Annotated in this window: 17 protein-coding genes; 8 read left to right on the forward strand and 9 right to left on the reverse strand. The window is 62.5% G+C overall.

The window, feature by feature from the left end; all coding sequences use genetic code 11:
• Positions 1-141 precede the first annotated feature (141 nt).
• The 3 genes from AEYBE204_RS27295 (at position 142) to AEYBE204_RS27305 (ending at position 5977) form a co-directional block, all read left to right on the forward strand.
• Positions 142-3546, forward strand: coding sequence for an indolepyruvate ferredoxin oxidoreductase family protein (locus tag AEYBE204_RS27295; RefSeq protein WP_023461624.1), 3405 nt, complete (start codon positions 142-144; stop codon positions 3544-3546).
• Positions 3539-4579 (forward strand): Glu/Leu/Phe/Val dehydrogenase, encoded by a 1041-nt coding sequence (locus AEYBE204_RS27300; RefSeq protein WP_023461625.1) that lies wholly within the window; start codon positions 3539-3541, stop codon positions 4577-4579. The genes AEYBE204_RS27295 and AEYBE204_RS27300 overlap by 8 nt, the downstream gene beginning before the upstream one ends.
• 294 nt (positions 4580-4873) lie before the next feature.
• Positions 4874-5977, forward strand: a complete 1104-nt coding sequence (locus AEYBE204_RS27305) for an enoyl-CoA hydratase/isomerase family protein (RefSeq protein ID WP_023461626.1) — start codon at positions 4874-4876, stop codon at positions 5975-5977.
• 172 nt (positions 5978-6149) lie between these two features.
• Here AEYBE204_RS27305 and AEYBE204_RS27310 read toward each other — a convergent pair whose 3' ends face one another.
• Entirely contained in the window at positions 6150-6662 is a 513-nt protein-coding gene (locus tag AEYBE204_RS27310) for a hypothetical protein (protein ID WP_155908297.1), read from the reverse strand.
• A 240-nt stretch (positions 6663-6902) separates the two neighbouring features.
• On the opposite strand from AEYBE204_RS27310, the gene AEYBE204_RS39420 reads away from it, so the two are divergent.
• Positions 6903-7586, forward strand: coding sequence for a CAP domain-containing protein (locus AEYBE204_RS39420; protein WP_023461628.1), 684 nt, complete (start codon positions 6903-6905; stop codon positions 7584-7586).
• A 113-nt stretch (positions 7587-7699) separates the two neighbouring features.
• The gene (locus AEYBE204_RS39425; protein ID WP_081724604.1) at positions 7700-8485 is read left to right on the forward strand and encodes a CAP domain-containing protein; all 786 of its coding nucleotides are present in this window, start codon (positions 7700-7702) and stop codon (positions 8483-8485) included.
• Positions 8486-8684: 199 nt separating this feature from the next.
• Here AEYBE204_RS39425 and AEYBE204_RS27320 read toward each other — a convergent pair whose 3' ends face one another.
• From AEYBE204_RS27320 to AEYBE204_RS27340, 5 genes are all read right to left on the reverse strand, one after another.
• Positions 8685-9581, reverse strand: coding sequence for a hydroxymethylglutaryl-CoA lyase (locus AEYBE204_RS27320; RefSeq protein ID WP_023461630.1), 897 nt, complete (start codon positions 9579-9581; stop codon positions 8685-8687).
• 133 nt (positions 9582-9714) lie between these two features.
• A complete protein-coding gene (locus tag AEYBE204_RS27325) occupies positions 9715-10875 on the reverse strand; it encodes an isovaleryl-CoA dehydrogenase (protein WP_023461631.1) in 1161 nt (386 codons plus the stop codon).
• Positions 10876-11023: 148 nt separating this feature from the next.
• Positions 11024-12721, reverse strand: coding sequence for an acetyl/propionyl/methylcrotonyl-CoA carboxylase subunit alpha (locus AEYBE204_RS27330; RefSeq protein ID WP_023461632.1), 1698 nt, complete (start codon positions 12719-12721; stop codon positions 11024-11026).
• 138 nt (positions 12722-12859) lie between these two features.
• A complete protein-coding gene (locus tag AEYBE204_RS27335; protein WP_023461633.1) occupies positions 12860-13636 on the reverse strand; it encodes an enoyl-CoA hydratase/isomerase family protein in 777 nt (258 codons plus the stop codon).
• A gap of 2 nt (positions 13637-13638) precedes the next feature.
• A complete protein-coding gene (locus AEYBE204_RS27340) occupies positions 13639-15243 on the reverse strand; it encodes a carboxyl transferase domain-containing protein (RefSeq protein ID WP_023461634.1) in 1605 nt (534 codons plus the stop codon).
• Positions 15244-15539: 296 nt separating this feature from the next.
• On the opposite strand from AEYBE204_RS27340, the gene AEYBE204_RS27345 reads away from it, so the two are divergent.
• Both AEYBE204_RS27345 and AEYBE204_RS27350 read left to right on the forward strand, forming a co-directional pair.
• Positions 15540-16442, forward strand: coding sequence for a LysR family transcriptional regulator (locus tag AEYBE204_RS27345; RefSeq protein WP_023461635.1), 903 nt, complete (start codon positions 15540-15542; stop codon positions 16440-16442).
• Positions 16443-16512: 70 nt separating this feature from the next.
• Complete coding sequence (locus AEYBE204_RS27350) at positions 16513-17853, forward strand: hypothetical protein (RefSeq protein ID WP_023461636.1); 1341 nt, start codon at positions 16513-16515, stop codon at positions 17851-17853.
• Here the strand turns inward: AEYBE204_RS27350 and AEYBE204_RS27355 are convergent, their stop codons facing one another.
• The 3 genes from AEYBE204_RS27355 to pelA form a co-directional block, all read right to left on the reverse strand.
• Positions 17854-20529, reverse strand: coding sequence for an ATP-binding protein (locus AEYBE204_RS27355; protein WP_023461637.1), 2676 nt, complete (start codon positions 20527-20529; stop codon positions 17854-17856).
• Positions 20519-21109: a biliverdin-producing heme oxygenase gene (locus AEYBE204_RS39430; protein WP_023461638.1), complete on the reverse strand. Its 591-nt coding sequence runs from the start codon at positions 21107-21109 to the stop codon at positions 20519-20521. The genes AEYBE204_RS27355 and AEYBE204_RS39430 overlap by 11 nt, the downstream gene beginning before the upstream one ends.
• Before the next feature lie 128 nt (positions 21110-21237).
• Positions 21238-22524 (reverse strand): pectate lyase, encoded by a 1287-nt coding sequence (gene pelA, locus AEYBE204_RS27365; RefSeq protein WP_023461639.1) that lies wholly within the window; start codon positions 22522-22524, stop codon positions 21238-21240.
• Positions 22525-22698: 174 nt separating this feature from the next.
• Here pelA and AEYBE204_RS27370 point away from each other — a divergent pair, with 174 nt between their 5' ends.
• Positions 22699-24720 (forward strand): M3 family metallopeptidase, encoded by a 2022-nt coding sequence (locus AEYBE204_RS27370; RefSeq protein WP_023461640.1) that lies wholly within the window; start codon positions 22699-22701, stop codon positions 24718-24720.
• Positions 24721-24747: the final 27 nt, after the last annotated feature.

Raw genomic sequence — 24747 nt, forward strand, 5'->3', positions numbered from 1 at the left:
CGACGCTTTATCGCAGCAGAATGTCATTTTGTATTTGCCTCTAATAGCACGAAATGCGGAAATTCATTCTCTCACTTTCGCGATATCCTGCAAAAAAATTTCGCAATAGACGAAAATATCAGCAGGAATCGAGAAACGCCTATGCACGATATGCACCATCGTCCGGAGGTCTCCCTTAGCGACAAGTACGCGCTTGACGAAGGCCGCGCCTTCATGAGCGGGGTGCAGGCTCTGGTTCGGTTGCCGATGGTGATCGCGCGGCGTGACCGGCGCGAGGGACTCAATACGGCGGGGTTCATTTCCGGCTATCGCGGCTCGCCACTCGGCAATTACGACATGCAACTGGCGCAGGCCAAAGCCTGGCTCGATCCGCTCAATGTCGTGGTCAAACCCGCCATCAACGAAGACCTTGGGGCGACCGCCGTCTGGGGCTCGCAGCACGTACCGCTGTTCGAGGGCGCGCGGTATGACGGCGTGTTCGGCATCTGGTACGGCAAGGGGCCGGGCGTCGATCGTTCCGGCGATGCGCTGAAACACGCCAATATGGCCGGGGTGTCGGAAAAGGGTGGCGTGCTGGCGGTCGTCGGCGATGATCATGCCTGCAAGTCCTCAACCCTGCCGAACCAGTCGGAACTGGCCTTTATCGATGCCGAAATGCCGACACTTGTCCCGTCCACTATTCAGGAAGTATTGGAATTTGGCGTCAAGGGTCTGGCCATGTCGCGCTTCAGCGGGTGCTGGGTGGCGCTGAAGACGATCTCCGACCTTATGGACGCGTCGGCGACCGTCGATCTGACGCTCGATTATGCCATCCAGACGCCGGAATTCGCTGCGCCCGCCGATGGCCTGCATATCCGCGCCAGCGATACCCCCGCCGCCAAGGAAGCCCGTCACCGCCACTATAAAGTCCCGGCGGCACAGGCCTTTGCGCGCGTCAACGGCTTCGACCGCGTGGTGTGGCCGACGACCAAAAAGCGCATCGGTATCGCCACTAGCGGCAAGGCCTGGTTGCAAGTTTTGGAGGCGCTCGATCTGCTCGGCATCGACGAAGCCGTCGCGCGCGATCTCGGCCTGTCGATCTGGAAAGTCGGTCTGGTCTGGCCGTTGGATGCGCAAGGCGCGCAGGATTTCGCCTCTGGCTTCGACACGCTGCTCGTGGTCGAGGAACGCCGGGACGTGATCGAACATCAGCTTCGCAACGCGCTGTATGATCTGTCGAACCGCCCGAAAATCCTCGGCAAGCGCGGGTCAAACGGTCAGCCGCTAATCTCCGACGTTCTGGAACTCGATACGCTGCACATCGCTCTGGCCATCGCTGATCTGCTGCCGCCGACGGCGGAACGTCAGGCGATGACGGAAACCTTCCGCGCGCGTTTGATGGGCAAGGATGCGGTGAAACCCGACACCGTGCGCACACCGTTTTTTTGCGCGGGATGTCCGCACAATTCGTCGACCGTCATCCCCGAAGGGTCGCGCGGTCTGGCCGGGATCGGCTGCCACTACATGGTCACCTTCATGCCGCGTCAGACGGAGGTCTGCACCCATATGGGCGGCGAAGGCGTGACCTGGATGGGGCAGGCGCCATTCACCGACGAACCGCACATCTTCACCAATCTGGGTGACGGCACCTACTTCCATTCGGGGCTGCTGGCCATCCGTCAGGCGGTCGCGGCACGGCTGAATATTACCTATAAGGTACTCTATAACGACGTGGTCGCCATGACCGGCGGGCAGTCGGTCGATGGCCAACTTACGCCCGTCATGGTCGCCGAACAGGTCCGCGCCGAAGGCATCGAGCGCATCGCCGTCGTGTCGAACGACCCCGACCGCTGGGCCGGTGAGATGCCGTCGGGCGTCAGCTATCATCATCGCGACGACATTGATGCCGTGCAAAAAGAATTGCGCGAATTCAAAGGCGTATCGGTCCTGCTGTTCGATCAGGCCTGTGCCACGGAACTGCGCCGTCGCCGCAAGCGTAATGTCGAGATACGCCCGAAAGCCCGAATTTTCATTAATCCGGCGGTGTGCGAAGGCTGCGGCGATTGTCAGGTCAAGTCGAACTGCGTGGCGATCAATCCGCTCGAAACCGAGCTGGGGCGCAAGCGCGAAATCGATCAGTCGGCGTGCAATATCGACACGGCCTGTGTGAAAGGATTCTGCCCGTCGTTCGTCTCCATCGAAGGTGCGGAGCTGAAAAAAGCCGCCGCGCCGGACATCGAACCGCTGATCAGCGGCTTGCCGAATATCCTGCCGCCGGTGGTGGGGATGACGCCGGTCAATCTGCTGCTGACCGGGATCGGCGGGTTGGGCGTTACGTCCCTGAGCGCCATGATGGGCATGGCGGCGCATCTGGACGGGCTACGCGTATCGGTCGCCGATCAGACCGGTCTGGCGCAACGCGGCGGTGGCGTTGACGCCCATGTGCGGCTGTCGCGAACGGGCGATCTGGCCCCGCGCATCGTGGCCGGTGAAGCCGATGTGCTACTGGCCGCCGACATGGTGCAGGCGCAGGGCAAGTCGGCCCTGCCGCTGCTTGATACTGCCCGCACGAAAGTGTTTTTGAATGGCGCCCTGACCTCGACGGCGGAATTTACGCTCAACCGTGACAAGGTGTTCGACCGGTTCGGCCTGACGGCAAAACTGCGCCGCGCGGCGAAATCGGTCGAGACGCTTGATGCGGGCGGCGTGGCGCGGAAATATCTCGGCGACGCGGTCTATGGCCATATGATCCTGCTTGGGGCGGCGTGGCAGGCGAGGGCGATCCCCCTCAGCCGTTCGGCCATCGAGCGTGCGATTGTGTTGAATGGCGCGGAATCGGCCAATAATCTCAAGGCCTTTGCCTTGGGTCGCGCGCTGCATCTGGGACGGTTCAAAACCGAAGCGCCAAAACCGGAAGTGTTCGACCTCGATGGCTTCGTGTCGCGTCGTGTCGCCGATCTGACGGCCTATCAAAACGCAGATTATGCGGCGCCATATGCGGCCTTGGTTGCGCAAGTGAAAGCTGCCGGGCACGATGCCCTGACCGAAGCCGTGACGCGCAACGCCTTCAAACTGATGGCCTATAAGGACGAATATGAGGTCGCGCGACTGCACAGCGATCCGGCGTTCAAAGCGCAGATGGCGGCGCAATTCGAGAATCCTGACAAGGTTTCCGTCTTCCTCGCGCCGCCGTTGTTTGCGCAAAAAGACCCGTCGACCGGATTGCCGCGTAAGGCGAAGTTCGGCGCGTGGATGTTCACCGCCTTCGGTCTGCTGAAAGGCCTGAAAGGCTTGCGTGGCACGGCTTTGGACCTGTTCGGCTACAGCGAAGAGCGCCGGATGGAGCGCCGTCTGCGCGACGACTATCTCGCCCTGATCCCCGAATTGCTGCGCACCGTCGCGCCGCACAATCTCAGCCTTGCCGTAGCCCTGGCACGCCTGCCGGAAACCGTGCGCGGCTTCGGTCACGTCAAGGCGGCCAGCGCCGAAACCTACGACACGACGCGCGCTGAACTGCTGGCGGCGTTCCATGCCGCCGAATCTATGAAGGAAGTTACCCATGTTTGATCTGCCCGCCTATGACGCCCATGAAAAGGTCGTCGACGTCAACGACCCTGAGACGGGGCTAAAGGCGATCATCGCCATCCATTCGACCGCGCGCGGACCGGCGGCGGGCGGCTGTCGCCTGTGGACCTATGCCGGACCGTCCGAAGCGCGTACCGATGCCCTGCGGTTATCGCGCGGGATGAGCTACAAGAACGCCATGGCCGATCTGCCCTTCGGTGGCGGCAAGGCAGTGATCATGGGGCCGGTCGAGCCGCAAAACCGCGAGGCGGTGTTCGCCGCCTTCGGGCGCGCGGTGGACAGCCTCGGCGGGCAATATATCACCGCCGAAGACGTCGGCGTCGGGGTAGCCGATATGATGGTCGTGGCGCGCGAAACGAAGTACGTGTCGGGACTGGCCAAAGCCAAGGGGCAGGTCGGTGGCGATCCATCACCCTTTACCGCGCGCGGGGTGCGCATCGGCATCGAGGCCGCCGTCAAGGCGCGGCTGAACCGCGACTCGCTGGAGGGTTTGCGCGTCGCCGTGCAGGGCCTCGGCAACGTCGGCGGTTATCTGTGCGAGGAGCTTTATGAACGTGGGGCGAAGCTGATCGTCGCCGATATCAATGCGGCCCGCGCCGAGGAAATGATCGACCGTTTCGGCGCGGAAGTGGTTGATGTCAAAGACATCCTGACCATCGAAGCCGATGTCGTCGCGCCCTGTGCCTTGGGCGGGATCATTACGCCCGAGATCGCCGAAAACCTGCGCGCCGGAATCGTTGCGGGGGCGGCCAATAACCAGTTGTCGGTGCCGGACGCCGGGGCTGTGTTGCAACGACGCGGCGTGCTCTATGCGCCGGATTACGTGATCAATGCCGGCGGGATTATCGCGGTCTCGGCAGAGTATCACGGTGAGAGCAACCTCGCCGCTATCGATGCTCAGATCGAAGCGATTGGCCCGCGTTTGCATGATATCTTCGACCGCGCGCGCAAGGAACATCGCCTGACGCAGGACGTGGCGGATACGCTGGCGCGAGCGAAGATGGTGCGGGTATAATTCCCTCGCCCCTATGGGGAGAGCCGGGCGGCCGGTGCCGGAAGCGCGTAGCGCAGGGGTGAGGGGGCTGCCGTCAGTGCGCGTGACTCCCTCTCACCCGGCTTTCGCTACGCTTTAGCCACCCACCGCTGGCGAAAGCTATACTTTCGCTGGCGCTATACCCCATAGGGGCGAGGGGAAAGTAATTAAACAAAAAAGGATTCCAAAAACTCGCGTTTTGTGGTTTGGTCAAGAAAATGCTGCACTGATTTGCTGCGCAATAAAAAACTATAAAGACGACAGGAGAGACGACGGATGGACAGCGTAATCGTCGCGGAAAAACCCCTTCTCACACGCGTGGAAAACGGCGTCGGGCGGCTCACGCTCAACCGACCCGAAGCGCTCAATGCTCTGACCACCGGTATGTGCCGTGACATGGCCGAGGCACTGACCCGCTGGGCCGAAGACGATAGCGTCGCCTATGTCGTAATCGATCATGCCGAGGGACGCGGTTTCTGCGCCGGCGGCGATATCCGGGCGGCGGCGGTGTCCGGGCGCGGCGACGGGATGGCGGCGCGGGAGTTTTTCCGCACGGAATACCGGCTCAACACCCTGATCAAAAATTTTCCCAAGCCGTTCGTCGCCGTGATGGACGGCGTCGTCATGGGCGGCGGCGTGGGCATCAGCGTTCACGGATCGCACCGTATCGCCACCGACAACACCCTGTTCGCCATGCCGGAGACGGGGATCGGCCTGTTCCCCGATGTCGGCGGCGGCTGGTTTTTGCCGCGCCTCGGCGCATCTTCCGAAAAGTGGGAACCGGTTTTCGGATCCAAAGATGCGCAAAATCAATCTGAATTGGGTACCTGGCTGGCCCTGACCGGCGCCCGACTGAAAGGGCCTGAGGTCAAGGCGGCGGGGATCGCCACGCATTATGTCGCCAATGCCGATCTGCCCGATCTGAAGGCTGAACTGCTCAAGGGCGGCGATATCGACAATATCCTGCACCGTTACGACCGGCCCGTCGGGACACCGACCTATGCGGAACACGAAGAAGCGATCCACCGCATCTTCGGCAAGGCGACCCTGGCTGATATCGCCATCGCGCTCAAGCTGGAAGACAGCGACTGGGCGCAGCATCAGGGCGAGGTCATGGCCACACGCTCGCCCTTTTCGATGAGCGTGACCCTGCGCCAACTGCGCGAAGGCCGTCAGATGGATCGCTTCGAGGACGTGATGCAGATGGAATACCGCATCGCCTCGCGCGTCTGTCAGAGCCACGATTTCCTCGAAGGCGTGCGGGCCGTGCTGGACGACAAGGACCACTCGCCGCAATGGAATCCGCATGCCATCGGCTGCGTCAGCGCGGCCAGCGTCGAGGCGGTGTTTCAACCGCTGACGCGGGAGCTTTATGACTGAGGCCGACCGTGGCCACCGCGTTATACTCTGTGTACTACCGGTCATACGGTACGCGCCTTCGCCCTCGATGAAGCGGCTGGGGCGCGGGCGATGTACAAGGCCTTGTGCGCCGACGGTCTGTGGGCAAGGATGTCTCCCCTGTCTGAGGGAACACAGTTAGGCACGAGGGGGTTCACTTTCGGGGCGGAAACTCTTCGGTAAAGCTGTTCATATCAAGCAACTGAACGTCCAGTCCTACCTGATGCGTCGGCTCCCACAGGGTACCCTTCAAGGCAAAATGCCCGGGGTAAGTTGCTGACTTGGTGAATTTGAGCGTACCGGCAAGATTCGTGACCCAGGAGCGCCGCTCGATCGTATCGGCGCGCGCCAGCGGGCCGTCGCTGATCACCAGTGTCTGATTGGCGCGGTCACAGTATCCCCTGATCGTATAGGTGGCGTAGTAATGGCTGCCGCCCAGATTGAAGTCGATGACAAGTTCTCCCTCGATCTGAGGACCTGTGCCGACAAAAGGAAAGGTTACCGATAAAAGCGCTGTGGCTCTGCCGCCTTCGATGGTCGGGTCGCTCCAGCCGATATTGCCGCGCCACTTGCGTCCGGCCAGATAGGCCCAGCCGTCGCCGGATTGCGCCGACGCGGGCACAGGCGCTACTGCGGCCGCCAGAGCGCCTCCCAGGCCCTGCAGCATGAGGCGTCTGTGTTTCATAGGCATGTTCATGTCAAACCCCTGTTGTGACATCCGAAAACATTAAAGCGGATATTGCCGGACACATCAGCTTAAATATACTGTAAGGCATGACATTTTGGAAAGCGCGGACCGGCAGGGTTAAGCCCGATTAGGCCTGTTGCTTAGGGACGCGTTAAGGCCTGCGTCATAATCATGGTCCGACCCGGTGGAGATGGACGCCACGCGGGGCGGGACAAGATCATGACAGTAAAGCGTTTAAAAGGGCTCGGCCTGCTGGCTGCCCTGTGGGTGCCGGTGTGCGCGGGGCCGGCCTGTGCGGATGAAAAAATTCAAAAACTGGACCCTCAAGCCGATGCCGCCTTGGCGGCTTTATTCGGCACGGCGTCGGCACCCGTCGAGAAATACAAACGGGTCAGCACCACGGTCAAAAGCCCGGCCTTGAGTCAGAAACTGCTCGGGCCGCGCACGGTGTATACCATAGACGAACAGGCGCGCGCCTATGCGCTGAGCGTGCTGGCGATGGTCAATGTCGAGCGCGTCAAAGCCGGGTGCGCAGCGCTCAATCTCGACGAGGGTCTGATGCAGGCTGCGCAGCGCCAGAGCCTGTCGATGGCCCAGCAGGATTATTTCTACCACCACACCGCCGACGGGGTGAAGCTGAAGAACCGTGTCGATGAAGCGGGGTATATGTACACGCTGCTCGGCGAGAATATCGGGGCCGGACAAAAGGCGCCAGCGGAGATCGTCGACGGCTGGATGAACAGTTCCGGGCACCGCGCCAATATTTTGAACTGCGCCTATGAGGATATGGGACTGGGCTTCGTCTATCAGGCCGACGACAGGCCGATCGACGGTCAGGCCCTGCCGTATAAGTATTACTGGACGCAGGTCTTCGGCAGGCACATCAAGATCGCGGGACGGTGACGGTTGTCTCCCCCCGGCTCGGCGGGAATTACAAATGCCGACATCTGCCATTTTGAGGTAGCAACGTTCCGTGAGTTGCGCTTATCATAGGGCGGGACTTTCGGGGCGACTCTATGAAACAGCTAATCTGGGCGGCAGCGATCTGGGCCGCATGTGCAGGTGCGTCATCGGCGCAGGAAATGATCGAACGCTCGGAGGCCGAGGCCTTGATCGACGCGTTGCAATGGCAGGCGCAACCGGCCTTGCCCGACCTGATCCCCGAAGCGGTCGCGCCACCGAAACAGACTCCGAAGGCCCCCGTGAAAGCGCCGGTCAAACCGGCGACGAAAAAGCCTGCGGGCAAGAAAACGCCCCCACCACCGCCGAAAAAGGTCGAAGCCTCGACCATCGACACCCTGCCGCCGCCGGTGCCCAAACCTTTGGGACCGGTGATCAACGCCATCACCTATCTGATCGACGATGACGCGCGGCAACGATCCGAGGCGGTGGTCGCCCTGATCAATGTCGAGCGCGTCAAGGCGGGCTGCGGCGAGGTGAAGATCAATGAAAAGCTGATGCAGGCGGCGCAGCGCCAGAGCCTGTCGATGTCGCAGCAGAACTACTTCTACCACTACGGCGCCGACGGTATAAAGCTCAAGGACCGGGTCAAGGACACGGGCTATATCTATACCTTGCTCGGCGAGAATATCGGGGCGGGGCAGCCGACCCCGCAGGAGATCGTCACCGGCTGGATGGAAAGCCCCGGTCACCGTGCCAATATCCTCAACTGCGGTTATGAAGAGGTCGGCATCGGTTATATTTACGATCCCGACGACCAGCCGGTCGGCACGGAGACCCAGCCCTATCGCTATTACTGGACGCAGGTGTTCGGGCGTCACATGAAGATGGCGGGAATCTAAGAAGGTGTAATTTACGGTCTGCCTCCTCCCTACGAAGTGGGGAGCCGGGCGGCCGGTGCCGGGGACCGCCGCGATTTATCGCGGGGTGGTGGGGTATTTTACGGAGGTTCAACGGATACTGCTTTAAGTAAGCAAGATACCCCTCCGCCTCAACGCTACGCGTTTCGGCACCTCCCCAGCAAAGCTAGGGAGGAGGGCGTTAGCGACCCTGTGCCACTGCGGTTTTCGAGCGTGGCGGACGGCCCAGAACGTCCGAGATAAACCATGCCGTCTCGATAATTTTGTCGATATCGACATCGGTTTTTATATCCATGCCATCGAGCATATAGAGCACGTCTTCGGTCGCCACATTGCCTGACGCGCCCGGTGCGTAGGGACAACCGCCCAGTCCCCCGACCGAGGCATCCACCGTCGCGATGCCGTAATCGAGCGAGGTCAAAATATTGGCCAGGGCCTGCCCGTAGGTGTCGTGAAAATGCACGGCCAGCTTGGCGGCTTCGACGCGTTTAAGGACGGCCTCAAGCACGCGTTCGGTATCGGCGGGGGTGGCGCGGCCGATGGTGTCGCCGAGGCTGATTTCGTAGCAGCCCAGATCGGCCAGACGCGCGGCGACCTCGGCCACGGCGGCGGGCGCAATACGGCCTTCGTAAGGACAAAAGGCGACGCATGACACGTAACCGCGGAGCGCCGTGCCGTCGTTTCGCGCGGCTTCGGCGACAGGTTTGAACCGGTCGAGGCTTTCACGGATCGAGCAGTTGATATTCTTTTGACTGAAGGTCTCCGACGCCGAGGCGAAAATGGCGACGCTCTGGGCGTGCGACATCATGGCGCCGGTGTAGCCCTGAAGGTTCGGCGTCAGGACGGGATAGGTGACATAGGGCTGGCGCGCGATCGCGGCCATGACCTCTGAGGCATCGGCCATCTGCGGCACCCATTTCGGCGAGACGAAACTGGCGGCTTCGATGAAGCGCAGGCCGGTCTGCGACAGGCGGTCGATCAGGGCGATCTTGTCGGCGGTGGCAACGGTGGCTTTTTCGGCCTGCAAGCCATCGCGCGGCCCGACTTCGTAGAGGGTGACGTGAGAGGGGCGGGTCATGACAAAGTTCCTCCCCTGATGTCAGGGAAGGGTGGCGCGAAGCGCCGGGTGGGGTTACTTCCACCGCTTAACCCCCCTCCGCCGATTCCGGCGGTATCCCCCCTGATATCAGGGGGGAAGCTGAAAAGGTGCATCACTTCGTCTCCTCGAACAGTTCCCGCCCGATCAGCATCCGGCGGATTTCGCTCGTTCCCGCGCCGATCTCGTACAGCTTGGCGTCGCGCCACAGCCGCCCGGTGGCGTATTCGTTGACGTAACCATTACCGCCGAGGCACTGGATCGCTTCGCCGGCCATCCAGGTCGCCTTTTCCGCCGCGTAAAGGATACAGGCGGCGGCGTCCTTGCGCGTGGTCTCATTCCGGTCGCAGGCTTGCGCCACGGCATAGACATAGGCACGACACGCGCCCCAGGTCGCGTACATGTCGGCCAGCTTGCCCTGCATCAGCTGGAACGTGCCGATCGATTGCCCGAACTGCTTGCGCTCATGGACATAGGGGATAACCACGTCGAGGCAGGCGCGCATGATCCCCAGCGGCCCGCCGGACAACACCACGCGCTCGTAGTCGAGGCCGGACATCAGGACGCCCGCGCCACGCCCTTCGGCCCCGAGGATATGGTCGGTGGGGACCTCGCAATTCTCAAAAACCAGTTCCCCGGTGTGCGAGCCGCGCATCCCCAGCTTGTCGAGTTTCTGCGCGACGGAAAAGCCGGGAAAGCCCTTTTCGATAAGGAAGGCGGTGACGCCCTTGGTCCCTTCGCCGGTGCGCGCATAGACGACCAGCACGTCGGCGTCAGGGCCGTTGGTGATCCACATCTTCGAGCCGTTAAGCACATAGCGGTCGCCGCGTTTTTCGGCGCGAAGCTGCATCGACATGACGTCGGAGCCTGCGCCAGTCTCGGACATGGCGAGCGCGCCGACGTGTTCGCCGCTGATCAGTTTCGGCAGATATTTGGCTTTTTGTGCGTCGCTGCCGTTGCGGGTGATCTGGTTGACGCAGAGATTGGAATGCGCGCCGTAAGAGAGGCCGACCGAGGCCGAGGCGCGCGAGATTTCTTCCATGGCGATGGTGTGGGCGAGGTAGCCCAGGGCCGCGCCGCCATAGTCTTCGGGCGCCGTCAGGCCCAGCACGCCGAGATCGCCCATCTTGGCCCACAGCGGCATGGGGAACTGATCCGTGCGGTCGGCTTCGGCGGCCAGAGGCGCGATTTCGGCGGCGGCGAATCTGGTGACAGTGTCGCGCAAGGCGTCGATATCGTCGCCGTGGTTGAAGGTCAGATGCGGAAAGTCGGTCATGGGCGCGTTCCTTTCTTTGTGTGGCTTTCCCCCCTCACCCGGTGCTTCGCACCACCCTCTCCCCGCAGGGGCGAGGGGAAGAAAAGAGGCCGCCAATAATCCCCTCTCCCTATGGGGAGAGGGTGGCCTGAAAGGCCGGGTGAGGGGGCTACTCTATCGCCGCCAGCACCGTTTTTTCCTTCACCTGATCGCCGACTGAGACCGTCATCCCTGTCACCGTTCCGGCGCGCGGGGCTTTCAGCGTCATCTGGATCTTCATGGCTTCGAGCACGATCAGGGGTGTGTTTTTCTCGACCACATCGCCGTTTTTGACATGCACCGCGACGACCAGTCCCGGCATGGGGGCGATGACATCTGAGGTGCTGTGGTCATCGGCAGCCACGGTCATCCGGCGCAGATCGACCGGCGCGGCAGGCGGCAGATTGAGCCGGAAGCCTGTGGGGTCGCTCCACGGCGATCTACTTGTGGTTTCGGCATCTGGCCACGGTGCCGTCAGGCGTTCGATATGCCGTCCGATAAAGCCGGTATCGATATGGCCTTGGCGGAAATCCACATCCGACACGATGCGGCGCAGAAAGCCGAGATTGGTGCGCAGACCTTCGACCCGTGTGCGGATCAGGGCGTCGCGCATCCGGGTCAAAGCCTCGTCGCGATCGCGCCCGTGGACGATCAGTTTACTGATCATCGGGTCGTAAAAGACGCTGACCTCGTCGCCTTGTTCGACGGCGGAATCGGCGCGCACTGACGGCGGAAACGATAAGCGCTCAAGTGTGCCGGTCGCAGGCATAAAGTCGGCTTCCGGGTCTTCGGCATAGAGCCGTGCTTCGATGGCGTGACCGGTCAGGGTCAGGTCGTTTTGCGTCTTCGGCAGCGGTTCGCCCGCCGCGACGCGCAACTGCCATTCGACCAGATCGAGGCCGGTGATCATCTCGGTCACCGGGTGTTCGACCTGAAGCCGCGTGTTCATTTCCATGAAGTAGAACGGTGCGGCTTCGATGCCCTGCGACACGTCCACAATGAACTCAATGGTGCCCGCGCCCTGATAACCGATGGCCTTGGCGGCTCGCACGGCGGCGTCTCCCATGGCTGCGCGCATAGCCTCCGGCAGGCCGGGTGCGGGGGCTTCCTCGATAACCTTCTGGTGGCGGCGTTGCAGCGAACAGTCGCGCTCGAACAGGTGGACGACGTTACCGTGGCTGTCGGCGAAGAGCTGGATTTCGATGTGGCGCGGCACCTCGATATATTTCTCGATCAGCACGCGATCGTCGCCAAAAGACGACCGTCCTTCGGCCTGCGCGGAGGCTAACGATTCCATAAAAATGGAATCGTTATCGACGCGGCGCATGCCTTTGCCGCCGCCGCCCGCCACCGCCTTGATAAGGACCGGATAGCCGATGTCACGCGCCTGAGACAGAAGTGTCTGTTCGTCCTGAGCCTCGCCGTGATAGCCCGGCGTGACCGGCACGCCGGCGGCTTCCATCAGCGATTTGGCTGCCCCTTTGAGGGCCATAGCGCGGATGGCGTCGGGCGTCGGGCCGACGAAGACGATCCCGGCAGTGGCACAGGCTTCGGCGAAATCGGCGTTTTCCGACAGGAAGCCGTAGCCGGGATGGATGGCCTCCGCGCCGGTTTTTTGAGCGACCGCGATGATGGCGTCGCCGCGCAGGTAGCTTTGTGTGGTAGGGGCCGGGCCAATGTTATGGGCTTCGTCGGCCATGCGCATAAACAGGGCGTTCGCGTCGGCGTCGCTATAGACGGCGACCGTGCGGATGCCGAGACGCTGGCAAGTACGGATGACGCGGCAGGCGATTTCCCCGCGATTGGCGATTAGGAGTTTACGGAACATGGGATGCTGCTTCCCCCTCTCCCCACTGGGGAGAGGGTTGGGGTGAGGGGGATAACCGTCGATGCGTGGGGCTCCCCCTCACCCGGCGCTGCGCGCCACCCTTTCCCCCAAGGGGCGAGGGGATTATTACAACATATCTCATTCCGCCCATCCTGGTTTCCGTTTTTCCAGAAATGATGCGATCCCTTCGCGGCCTTCGTCGGACGCGCGGCGGGCAGCGATACGCGACGCCGTCAGGTCGAGCAGGGCCTCGTCGACTTCGCGTCCGCTGACGTCGCGGATCAGCGCCTTGGCGTCGGCTACGGCTCCTGGTGCGGATTGCAAAAACGCCTCGATCAGCGGTTTGGTGGCGGCGTCGAGCGCGGGATTGATCTTGTGGATCAGACCGATGCGGCGGGCCTCATCCGCATCGAAGCGCTCGCCGGTCAGCATGTAGCGCCGCGCTGCCGAGACGCCGATCTTCGTCACTACGAACGGTGAGATCGTCGCGGGCGTCAGGCCCAGCCGCACCTCGGTCAGGCCGAAGCGCGCATCCGGTGCGGCGACCACAATATCGCAGCACGCCGCCAGACCGACACCCCCACCGAGGCACATCCCATGGATCAGGCCGATCAGCGGCTTCGGACAGGTGTCGAGCGTGTTGAGCATCTGCGCCAGCTTCAGCGCGTCGGCGTGGTTCTCGGCCTCGGATCGCTCGGCGGCGCGCTTCATCCAGGTGAGGTCGCCCCCGGCGCAGAAGCTTTCACCGGCACCGGAAAGCACGACGACGCGCACGGCGGGATTGTCGCACAGGACGGCAAAGGTCTGGCTCAGATCGGCAATCATCGCTTCGTCGAAGGCGTTGTGCCGGTCGGGTCGGTTCAGCGTGACACGGGCTATGCCCTGCGCGGAAATGTCGAGGGTCAGTGTGGACATGGCTACATCCTGAACACGCCGAATTTCGTCGGCTCGATAGGGGCGTTCAATGCGGCGGACAGGCCCAGGGCCAGCACCTTCCGCGTATCCGCCGGGTCGATCACGCCGTCGTCCCACAGCCGCGCCGAGGCGTAATAGGGATGCCCCTGCGCGTCGTATGTTTCGCGGATCGGGGCCTTGAACGCCGCTTCGTCGTCCGCCGACCACGTGCCGCCTTTGGCCTCAATGCCGTCGCGTTTGACGGTGGCTAGCACATTGGCCGCCTGTTCGCCGCCCATGACCGAGATTCGCGCATTGGGCCACATCCACAGGAAACGCGGATCGAAGGCCCGGCCGCACATGCCGTAATTGCCCGCCCCGTACGAGCCGCCGAACACCACCGTCAGCTTCGGGACATTGGCGCAGGCAACGGCGGTGACCATCTTGGCCCCGTGGCGGGCGATGCCTTCATTTTCGTACTTTTGCCCCACCATGAAGCCGGTGATATTTTGCAGGAAGACCAGCGGAATGCCGCGCTGACAGCACAGTTCGACGAAGTGCGCGCCCTTGACGGCGCTCTCGGAAAACAGCACGCCATTATTGGCGACGATCCCGACCGGCATGCCGTGAATATGGGCAAAACCGCAGATCAGGGTCTCACCGTAGAGCGCCTTGAATTCGTCGAAGTCCGAGCCGTCGACGAGGCGGGCGATGATTTCCCGCGCCTCGATCGGGACGCGTTTGTCGACCGGGATCAGGCCGTACAATTCGCGGGGGTCGTACAGCGGTTCGACGGGTTCGCGCAAAGCCAGCGCGTCCGGTTTGCGGCGGTTGAGATTGCGCACGATGCGCCGCGCGGTCATCAGGGCTTCGGCGTCGTTGGCCGCCAGATGATCGACCACACCGGACAGTTTCGCGTGGATATCGCCGCCGCCGAGGTCTTCGGACGAGACGACTTCGCCGGTGGCGGCCTTCACCAGCGGTGGGCCGGCGAGGAAGATGGTGCCCTGATTACGGACGATGATGCTCTCGTCCGACATGGCGGGAACGTAAGCTCCCCCAGCGGTACACGAGCCCATCACCACGGCGATCTGCGGGATGCCGCGCGCCGACATCTGCGCCTGATTGAAGAAGATGCGCCCGAAGTCGTCCTTGTCGGGAAACACCTCGTCCTGATTGGGCAGGTTGGCGCCGCCGGAATCGACCAGATAGATGCAGGGCAGGCGATTGGTCTGGGCGATCTCCTGTGCGCGCAGGTGCTTCTTGACGGTCAGGGGGTAGTAGGTGCCGCCCTTTACCGTCGCGTCGTTGCAGACCACGACGCATTCGGTGCCCTCGATGCGCCCTATGCCGGTGACGATCCCGGCAGCAGGCACGGCATCGTCATAGACCTCATGCGCCGCTAACGCCGACAGTTCGAGGAACGGTGAACCCGGATCGAGCAGGGCGTCGATGCGTTCGCGCGGCAGAAGTTTGCCGCGCGCTACGTGCTTTTGCCGCGCGGTTTCGGAGCCGCCGAACGCGATGGTCGCGGTCAGGGTGCGCAGGTCGGCGACCAGTCCACGCATGTGGGATGCGTTGGCGATGAACTCGGCGCTTTCCGTGTCGATCTGGCTGTTGAGGCGCATTACAGGCGTTTCCTTTAAGGGAAGCCTACGCTTCGCTTGACCATTGGTAAAATCGATAATAAAAATGAAGTGAATAGATATTGGCTATGAATGGATGCACACTTATTCATTCCTCCCTAGCTTTGCTGGGGAGGGGGACCGCGCCTGAAAGGCGTGGTGGTGGGGTGTCTTACTTTGCTTCAACGTCTGCTGTCGTCAGAAAGCAAGAACCCCCACCACCACATCTCATTCGCTTCGCGAACTCGTGCGGTCCCCCTCCCCAACAAGTTGGGGAGGTATAAGAACTGAGGCGCGTTTTGGAACCTTACCTTCTCCGTTACTTCCTCGCCGTCGTTGAAACCGGCTCCTTCACCAAGGCCGCGGCGGCGTGTTTGATCACTCAGCCGTCGCTGTCGGCGGGGATAAAGCGGCTTGAGGAACAGCTCGGCGTCGCCCTGTTCGAGCGCAACAACAAGCGCGTGTTCCTGACGTCTGCCGGGGCGCGGTTCCTGCCGCGCGCCAAGACGATCCTGCACGAATGCAATCTGGCGCTGGCCGAGCTCGCCGCGTCCGAACAGGCCAAGGTTTTGCGGCTGGGGGTGTTGCAGACCCTGCCGTCGGCATGGGTCTCAGGGCTGTTGAAAGGTTTTGCGGCAACGGGTGCGGAGGTGCGGTTCGACCTGTTCGACGGCACCGAACAGGAACTGCAAAACCGCTTCGATGAACGCGGGATAGATTACGCCCTGTCGATCCGCCGCGTCGATGATAAGGCCTCGATCCCACTCTATGACGAAGGCTATGTGCTGGCGGTTTCGGACACGCATCCGCTGGCCGGGGAGGCCTCCGTGCGCGGGGAGCAACTGGCCGATCAGCCGATGATCGTGCGCTCGCGCTGCGAGGTCCTGTCGGAAACCAGCCGCTATTTCACCGACCGCAATGTCAGGCCGCCGCTGGCCTATCGCACGGCAAACGACGAGCGGGCATTGAGCATGGTCGCGGCAGGCGTTGGCGCGACGGTCATGCCGGAAAGCTTTGCCGCGCAAGGTGTGGCGAAGGTTGCGCTGGAAGGGTTTGCGCATCGGCGGACGATCGCCTTGTTCACGCCGCGCTATAGTCTGCCGGGGCATCTGACCGAGGCGGGGAAGATGTTTGAGGCCTTCCTCTTATCCCCTCTCCCCGTAGGGGCGAGGGTAACTAAGCGGCATCCCCATTGCATCTGATCCCTCAAGCGAAGGCCGAGCGTTCCGTTGTGGGACGTTTGTGTGATCTTCAGCCAGCGGATTATCCACGATGTTCGAATTCGGTCGCGAACTGAGGCGCATACTGGGTCAGAACGGGCGTCACGAGCCCGATATCAGCCTCTATGAGCTGATGAATCTCGAACTCCTGATCAGTCAGGGGCGCGGCCTCGATATCGAAGGCGGCCGGGTCTCGACCAAGAACCGCTACGATCCGTACCTCGAATCGGCGCTGATCTGGCGCGAATATGCCCGCCGCACCGGCGATACCCTGGCCATGCGCAAGGCGACGACCGCCGCCGAAGCCGCCGGAAAAGCCGCCCGCACCGTCCCCGAAGCCGCACACGCCGCGCTGGTTCAGGCCGAAATCTGCGTGCTGGGCTACGACCTGTTCGAGACCGCCGAACTCTTGAAATCGGCGGAAACCCTGCTGGCCACGGGCCGTGCGGTGCTGGATAGCGAACCCGGCCTGATCGCCGCCTATACGCTCGCCGAGGGCCGGCTGGCGGCGCGTCTGGCCGTCCGGTCGGGCATCGGCGAAGAACTGGAACCGGCGCTGCTGGCCATGGCGCATCTGGACCGCGCTATCGAGCGCTTCGACGCGCAGGTCCGCCTGACCAAGGCCGCCCGCGACAAGATCAACGCCGCCGATGCCCGTATCGAGCGCGCCGATCTGCTGGTGCTGGTCGGGCTCGACCGGGGCGACAGCCGCCTGATCGGGGCGGTGATCCGCGACCTCAGTGCGGTGAAGGCCCGCCTCGATCCGGACTACGAGCCGGTGACCTTCAGCCGCGTCTCGCAGCGACTGGCAATGGCGCATGTGTGGATGGGGCAGATCGACGGCGTACCGCAGATGATCTCCGAAGGCATTGCCGCCCTGACGCCGCAGGAAGAGCTGATGTTCTACGAGCATTCGCCGGTCGACTGGGTCGTCAATACGCATTCGCGGGCGCTGGCCTTGCAGTCTCTGGCCGAACTGATCAATGAGGACGGCCTGTCGGAGCAGGCGCTGAAGGCCTACGATCTGGCCTTGGCAAAGCCGCTGCAAAAGGAACTGAGCCTGCGGGCGCAGATCGTCAACAACCGTGCCGGCTGTCTGGCGCGCCGCGCCGAGCTGAAGGGCGATCTTGTCTCGCTGGACGCTGCCGAGACGGCGTTCAAAAGCGAACTGCGTCTGGTGAAACCTGATGAGGACCCGGTCGGCTGGGCGATCCTGCAAACCAATCTGGGGCGGCTTTACGTGGCGCGCGGCGACATTACCGGCTTTATGATGGAACGCGCCGAGGCCGCCTATGCCCTCGAAGCGGCGCAGGAAATCTTCGTCGAACACGGCCTGATGGCGCTGGCGGCGACGGCGGAAGAGAACCTCAGCCGCGTCCGCGCCGCCGGTTGATCATGCCGACAAAAGCTTGCCGATCAGATAGTCGAGCTGCGCCGCGCTGAACGGTTTTGACACATATTCGTCCATGCCCGCGTCGAGGCACTTCTGCCGGTCGCCGGTCAGGGCATTGGCGGTCACCCCGATGATCGGGATCGCCTTGCCCTTGTCGCTGTCGCGGATACGGCGCGTCGCCTCGTAGCCGTCCATTTCCGGCATCTGAACATCCATCAGGATCAGGTCGAAGTCGGACGAGGTGACCGCTTCGACGGCTTCGCGCCCGTTGCGCGCCACCACGACCTCGAACCCTTGCGCTTCAAGCATGGCGGTGGCGACGATGATATTGCCCTCGTAATCTTCGGCCAGCAGGATGCGACCGCGAGCGTCGTCACGGCGGTCGGGGACTTCGGCCTCAGGCGTCTCTTCGTCCGGCGCGGCGGCGGACGCCACGGCCCTGGCCGCGAAGCTGACGGTGAAGCGGCTGCCCATGCCTTCGCGACTCTGCACCGTGATGGTGCCGCCCATCAGCTCGGTCAGCTGTTTGGTGATGGCCAACCCCAGTCCGGTGCCGCCGTAGCGGCGCGAAATGCTGGGGTCGGCCTGAGTGAATTTTTCAAAGATCTTGTCGGCCTGCTTGGTCGACATGCCGATGCCGGAATCGACGACGTCGAGGACGATGCGGCGCTGGCCCGTGCCGTCCGGCTCGCTCTTGACGAGGATATTGACGAAGCCCTCGTCGGTGAATTTCACCGCATTGCTGACCAGATTGGTGATGATCTGCTGCAAGCGCATCGGGTCGCCATAGATATCGAGCGTCGACCGTGGGGCGCTCTTGATATTGAGCATGATGTTCTTTTCGGCGGCGCGCACGCTCATGATCGAGCCGACCTCGGCGACGATATCGCCGACATTGACCGGCCTCGATTCGAGCACCAGTTCGTGGCTCTCGATCTTGGCGACATCGAGCAGGTCGTTGATCAGGTTGAGCAGCGAATCCGACGACAGGCGCAGGACGCTGAGGAGCTTTTTCTGCTTGTCGTCCAGCGGCGCGCCTCTGTCGAGCAGGGAGACGATGCCGATGATGGCGTTCATCGGCGTGCGCAGTTCGTGGCTCATATTGGCGAGAAACTCGCTCTTGGCGACATTGGCGTGTTCGGCGGTCAGGCGCTCGCCTTCCAGCACGACCTGCACGATGTTCTGCGCCGTTTCCATGTCGTCGCGCGTCCACGGCAGGCAGCGGTGCTGAACGGTTTCCTTCCACAGCTCGAAGGACGAGCGCGGCATCAGGCGGTAGCCGGCCTTGGTCTTGACCGAGGTCTTTTCCGGCGTGCCGGCCCAGCTCACCTGCTGCTGCTCGGAGCCGCGGAACCAGACGATATAGTCCTTCTTGGTCGTGCTGATCGGGGCGGCGAGGAAACCGCCTTTCAGGAAGGCCAGAGCGGGGACACCGGCGCAGGCGACATCGGCCTCCTGCGTCGAATAGGTGCCGCTGGTCTGGTCCTGCACCCAGTCGGCCAGGGCGTGGATCGTCTCTTCCGATGGCGTGTCGCCGAAGCGCAGCAGGCGTTTGCGCGTCATGACGGCCATACCGGTGGCGTTGAGCGCGCTGAGCGCCAGGGTCTGGCGGCCCTTGAGCAGTTCTTCGAGGTTGAAATCGGTCTTCAGTCCGGCGCTCAGGCGCTCGACGATCAGGTTGCGCCGTTCCTGCGCCTGACGGTCGCGCAGGCCCTCCATCGAGGAGAGCTGCGCCGAGAAGATATGGCCCATGATTTCCGACACCATGCGCACGCGGTAAGGGACGTGGTAGCCGACATTGTGGTGACAGGCGACCAGCCCCCACAGCTTGCCGTCCTGAATGATCGATACCGACATCGAAGCCGCGACGCCCATATTGGCCAGATACTGCACGTGGATCGGCGATACCGAGCGCAGGACGCTTAAGCTCATGTCGATCGGCTGATCGGTATCGGGGTGCAGCGGCGGGATGATCGGCACCGGTGCGTAGCTCACGTCGGCGATCTGACGGATATAGTTGGTCATGTAGAGCTTGCGCGCCTGCTCCGGGATATCGGAGGCGGGGAAGTGCAGGCCGCGATAGCTGGGCATGTATTCGGCCTTGGATTCGCCGACCACCTCGCCGTTCCAGTTCTCGTCGAAGCGGTAGAGCTTGACGCGGTCGAAGCCGGTCAGGTCGCGGATCTTGCCCGTCACGAAGTCGAACAGCTCCGGCAGGGTTGCGGCGTTGCGCAGGCCGACCGCGAAATCGCGCAGTTCGTCGTAGAAGAAGTCGCGCACGATCGCCTTCTTGTCGTCGACGATTTCAAGCTCAAGGATGACATTGTCCCCGGCACGGTGCGCCACGGCATCGAACCACAGGTCGTCGATCCTGATGATCGTCGACTGGATCGGCATCAGACTGCGTTCGACGATGATGTGGTGGATCTGCTCGGCCTGTTCCTTGCCGATGATGTCCTCCAGTCGGCGATTGAGCACGCTTTCGACGGACGACTGCGGCAGCCAGGTCTGGACATTGCTCGATACCTGAATGACGCGGCGGTCGTCGCCTTCCAGCACGAACAGCATCCCGTAGGGCTGGATCGAGCCCGGAATGTGGATCGGTTCGCGGGCGCATTCCTTCAGCGCGTCTTCCAGCTCGGTCTCGCTGAGTTCGATGCGGGGCTCAAGCTTCATGCAGGGTCTCTGTCGTCTGGAGGAGGGTCGTGTCGCAAAAATGGGCAATGGTCTCGAAGGCCGTGGCGGCGGCGGCGATGACCTCGTCGGCGGAGACCTTGGCAGCATGGTGGTCCAAGGCCGCGACGAAGCGCTTCCACTGCGGGCCGTTGTCGGTGCCGTACCCGGCGAAGAACCATTGGTCGACATGGGGTCTGAGGCCCAGTTGCCGCTCCAGATGCTTCGAGATGACGTGGCCGCCGAGCGTCGAGCCCTGCTTGGTATAGAGATAGCCAAGCCGTTTGGCGAGGCTATCGACCGGCGGATGATCGAAGGCGATCGTGCGGTGAGGGAGGCCCAGATGCCTCAGGTCGCGGCTCAGCCAGTCGAGGACCGGCGCATCGGGTACGTCGTCGGGCAGCGGAGTCGTCAAGGCCGCTTCGACGTGACGGTAGCAGGCCTCGAAGGCCTGAACGATGCGACCGAAGTCCGTGAGGGTCAGGGCCGGTCCGTCCGGCGACAGCCCGGCCAGCAGAGGATGCCGGTGCAGGGCGTCGTGCTGAGCGCGGGTATGGAGACGGAGGGCTTCGAGAAGACGCATACAGGGACCGGGCTCGGATTGTCGATAATGCCGCGGCTGACTGCGCGCATATTATATAAGGTTATGCCGCAAATATTATAAAGGAAAAATTAGGCAAGTGCGCCAAAGCGGATTTATGGCCTTTGCGTTTAGCTATTTGCCGCATTCCACGCCACATAGGCGTCCAGCGCCTTTTGCGGGTTGCGGCTGTACCAGGCATAGCCCTTTTTGCCCTGCTTTTCGACGTCGGCGACCGAGTCGTAGATGTTCTTTTCGCGGTCGCCGAAGATCGGTTTCAGCGTCTTCAGATCGAGATAGCGGCCCCAGATCGGCCTGGCGCCGGGCTTGTCGATAAAGCGGCGGGCGTCGATGGCCTCGACATACGTGAAGTCCATGTCGGGGATGGCGAGGCGTTGCAGGGTCGCGATACCGGTGTGGATGGCGGTTTTCAAGGCTGGCGACGGCGTCGATTGCTTCATCAGATAGAGCAACACCGCGCCGCTGTCGGTCGAGCTGAGCGACGGCATCTCGAAATTGCGCGCCGAACAGGGCGTCAGGGTCAGGGCGTCGTATTGCGGGGCCCAAAGCGTCGGCTGGCCGTCGATGATCACCTGCGTTTTGAGGAAAACCGCCAGCGCCTTTTGTTCGGCGGCGGCCAATCGCGTCTGCAAATCCTTGGGCAGAAAGGCGAAATCGCCCTGACCGGTTCCGGCGTCGCCGACGATCGAGGCGACCGAAATCATGGCATTGTCGTTGAGCGTCAGGGCGTCGTGGTAGCCGCCTTCGACCGGCCACACCTGCGGCCAGCCGCCATTGGGGAACTGTGCCTCAAGGAACCAGTTGAGGCCGCGAATGGCGGCGGCTTGCGCGGCCTTGTCGCCGGTCGCGGTGGCGACGCGAGCCAGAAACCGCGTCTCCATGATCGTGGCGCCATTGTCGGTGGTCCCGACATAGTGCCACTTCGGATCGGCGGGGATGTCGAAATCGCCGGCCGGTTTGACCGGTTCTTCGCCGATGACATAGGCCTGACCGCGCTGACGCGGCGGAGCGTTGCGCGGCTGGTTCTTACCCCAGCCGCCGGCGGGGGTCTGGAAGCTGAGGATATTGGCGGTGACGATCTTCGCTTCGTCGGAGGCGTACCACGCGTCGGGTTTATCCAGCGGCATGGTCGGCTTGCCGTTGCCGTCCTTGGGGTCGGCAGGGAATTCTTTGAGCCCGGTGCGCTCGGCGCGCAAGGCGGCCTTGTCCGCTGCCATTTGGGCCGCCGAGCGCTTGAGATAGGCCGTCCATGCCGCCCGCTCGGCCGCAGGCAGTTTGGCGATGCGTTCGGCGCTCAACGGCAGGAACGGCGTATTGGTGCCGATTTTCGCCGCCTGCGCCGCGACCGGCAGAAGGGGCATCAGCGCAAGGCTGGCGAGCAGATGGCGGCGGTTCATGGCGTTTTCCCTGAGTATTTTGATTTTTGCTATAGGTAGCATTACGCAGCGCAAAAGAAAATCCGTCCATGAAAATTGATTTCACCCCTGAATTTGTGCCTTTTTAAAGGATGGTTGCCAAAGAAAACAGTTCGGCATAGCCTCGCGCCTGTTCAATCAGGGTTGGGAGCCACCATGCACACCTCGCGTCGTTCGCTTATGGCGGGCCTTATGGCCGCCACGTTCTTCACCTCGCCGTCGTTGGCGGCGACCGCCGGACCGGATGTCGAGGTGCTGGCCTTCCTCGCGATCCGGCCCCTGACCGGGCAGACGGCGGCCAGCGTCACCAAACGCGCCGAGGCCCTCCTGGCGTTGTCGACCAAGCTGAAAATCGCCCTCGAAGCGCGCAAGGGACCGGCGACCGTCGCCGGGGATTTCGCCGCCTTCGATACGCTGGTCATGGTCCTGGGCGACGGCTCGAACGACATGTACCTCCTGTCGCAGACCGCGACCGACAAGGCCGTGCGCGACGCCGCCGAAGCCGTCCTGCCCAAGCTGTCGGACCTCGGCACCTCGATCTCTCTGTCGCGGCCGATCTATGATCGCCTGTCGGCCATTCCGCAGAAGGGATTGGATGCCAAGACCCTGTTTACGCTGCAAAAGGTGCTGACCAACTATAAGCTGGCGGGGGTCGATAAGGACGCCGCGACGCGCGCCAAGGTGACGAAGCTCCAGACCGAAATCACCGAAATCGGTATCAAGTTCGGCGCCAATATCCGCGACGACAAGGGCGATCTGACGTTCAAACCTGAAGATCTCAAAGGCCTGCCGCAGGACTATCTCGACGCGCATAAGCCCGGTGCCGACGGCCTGATCCACGTTACCTATGATTATCCCGACATCTTCCCGCTGATGGACTTTGCCGATGTGCGCGCCACGCGGAAAAAGGCCGTCACCGGCTTTGCCAACCGCGGCTATCCGGCCAACGAAGCCGTGCTGAAATCGCTGCTTGAGAAGCGGTATGAGCTGGCCACCACACTCGGCTATCCCGACTACGCGACCCTGATCACCGCCGACAAGATGATCGGCTCGCCGCAACGCGCCGCGCAGTTCCTCGACGACGTCAATGTCGCCGCCAAGCCCGCCGCCGATGCCGACTATGCCGAGCTTCTGGCCTTCGCCAAGACTGTCGATCCGTCGATCACGACGCTGGAGCGCTACGACAATTCGTACATGAGCAACAAGCTGCGTATCCAGAAATACGCCGTCGATGCCGAGGCGGTGCGGCAGTATTTCACCTACGATAAAACGCGCAAGGGCATATTCGGTCTGATCTCCGACCTGTTCGGCGCCGAGTTCAAGCCGTGGGCGACACCCGTCTGGGACAAGAGCGTCACGGCGTGGGAGCTGCACGATAAGGGCGGGGCTTTGATCGGCCGTTTCTATCTCGACATGCACCCGCGCGACGGCAAGTATAACCACGCGGCGCAGTTCCCGATCCGCACCGGCGTCAAGGGCAAGCAGACCCCCATCGGCGCGCTGATCTGCAACTTCCCGGCCACCGGCCCGATGGACCACGAGGACGCCGAGACCTTCCTGCACGAATTCGGGCACCTGATCCACAGCCTCTATTCCGGCCATACGCAGTATGCGAACCAGTCGATGGGCAATCTGCAATGGGACTTCATCGAGGCCCCGTCGCAACTGCTGGAAGAATGGACCTGGGACTACGATACGCTGAAAACCTTCGCCTCGAACCCGAAGGGCGAGCCGATTCCGAAGGCGCTGGTCGACAAGATGAACGCCGGACGGCGCTTCGGCGAACCGGGCAAGTGGAAGCGTCAGCTCGGTCTGGCGGCGGTGTCGCTCAACTTCTATAACCGCAAGCCGGACTTCGACCTCAGCCAGATGTACAACAGCCAGATCGCGCGCTATTCCAACTTCCCGCCGATGCAGGGGACGCACGACTATGCGGGCTTCGGGCATCTGGATGGCTATTCGGCGATCTATTACACCTATGTGTGGTCGAAGGCGATCGCGCTCGACCTGTTCACGCAGTTCAAGGCGCAGGGGATGCGCAACCCGGCGGTAGCGATGAAGTACCGCAAACTAATCCTTGAGCCCGGCGGGTCGCAGGACGCCAATGTGCTGATCCAGAACTTCCTTGGGCGGCCCTTGAGTCTGGAGGCGTTCAAGGCGGAATTGCAGAAGAAATAGGTTAGATACCCCTCCGTCAGCTTCGCC

Origin of the sequence: Asticcacaulis sp. YBE204 (assembly GCF_000495855.1) — a bacterium.
GTDB lineage: Bacteria > Pseudomonadota > Alphaproteobacteria > Caulobacterales > Caulobacteraceae > Asticcacaulis.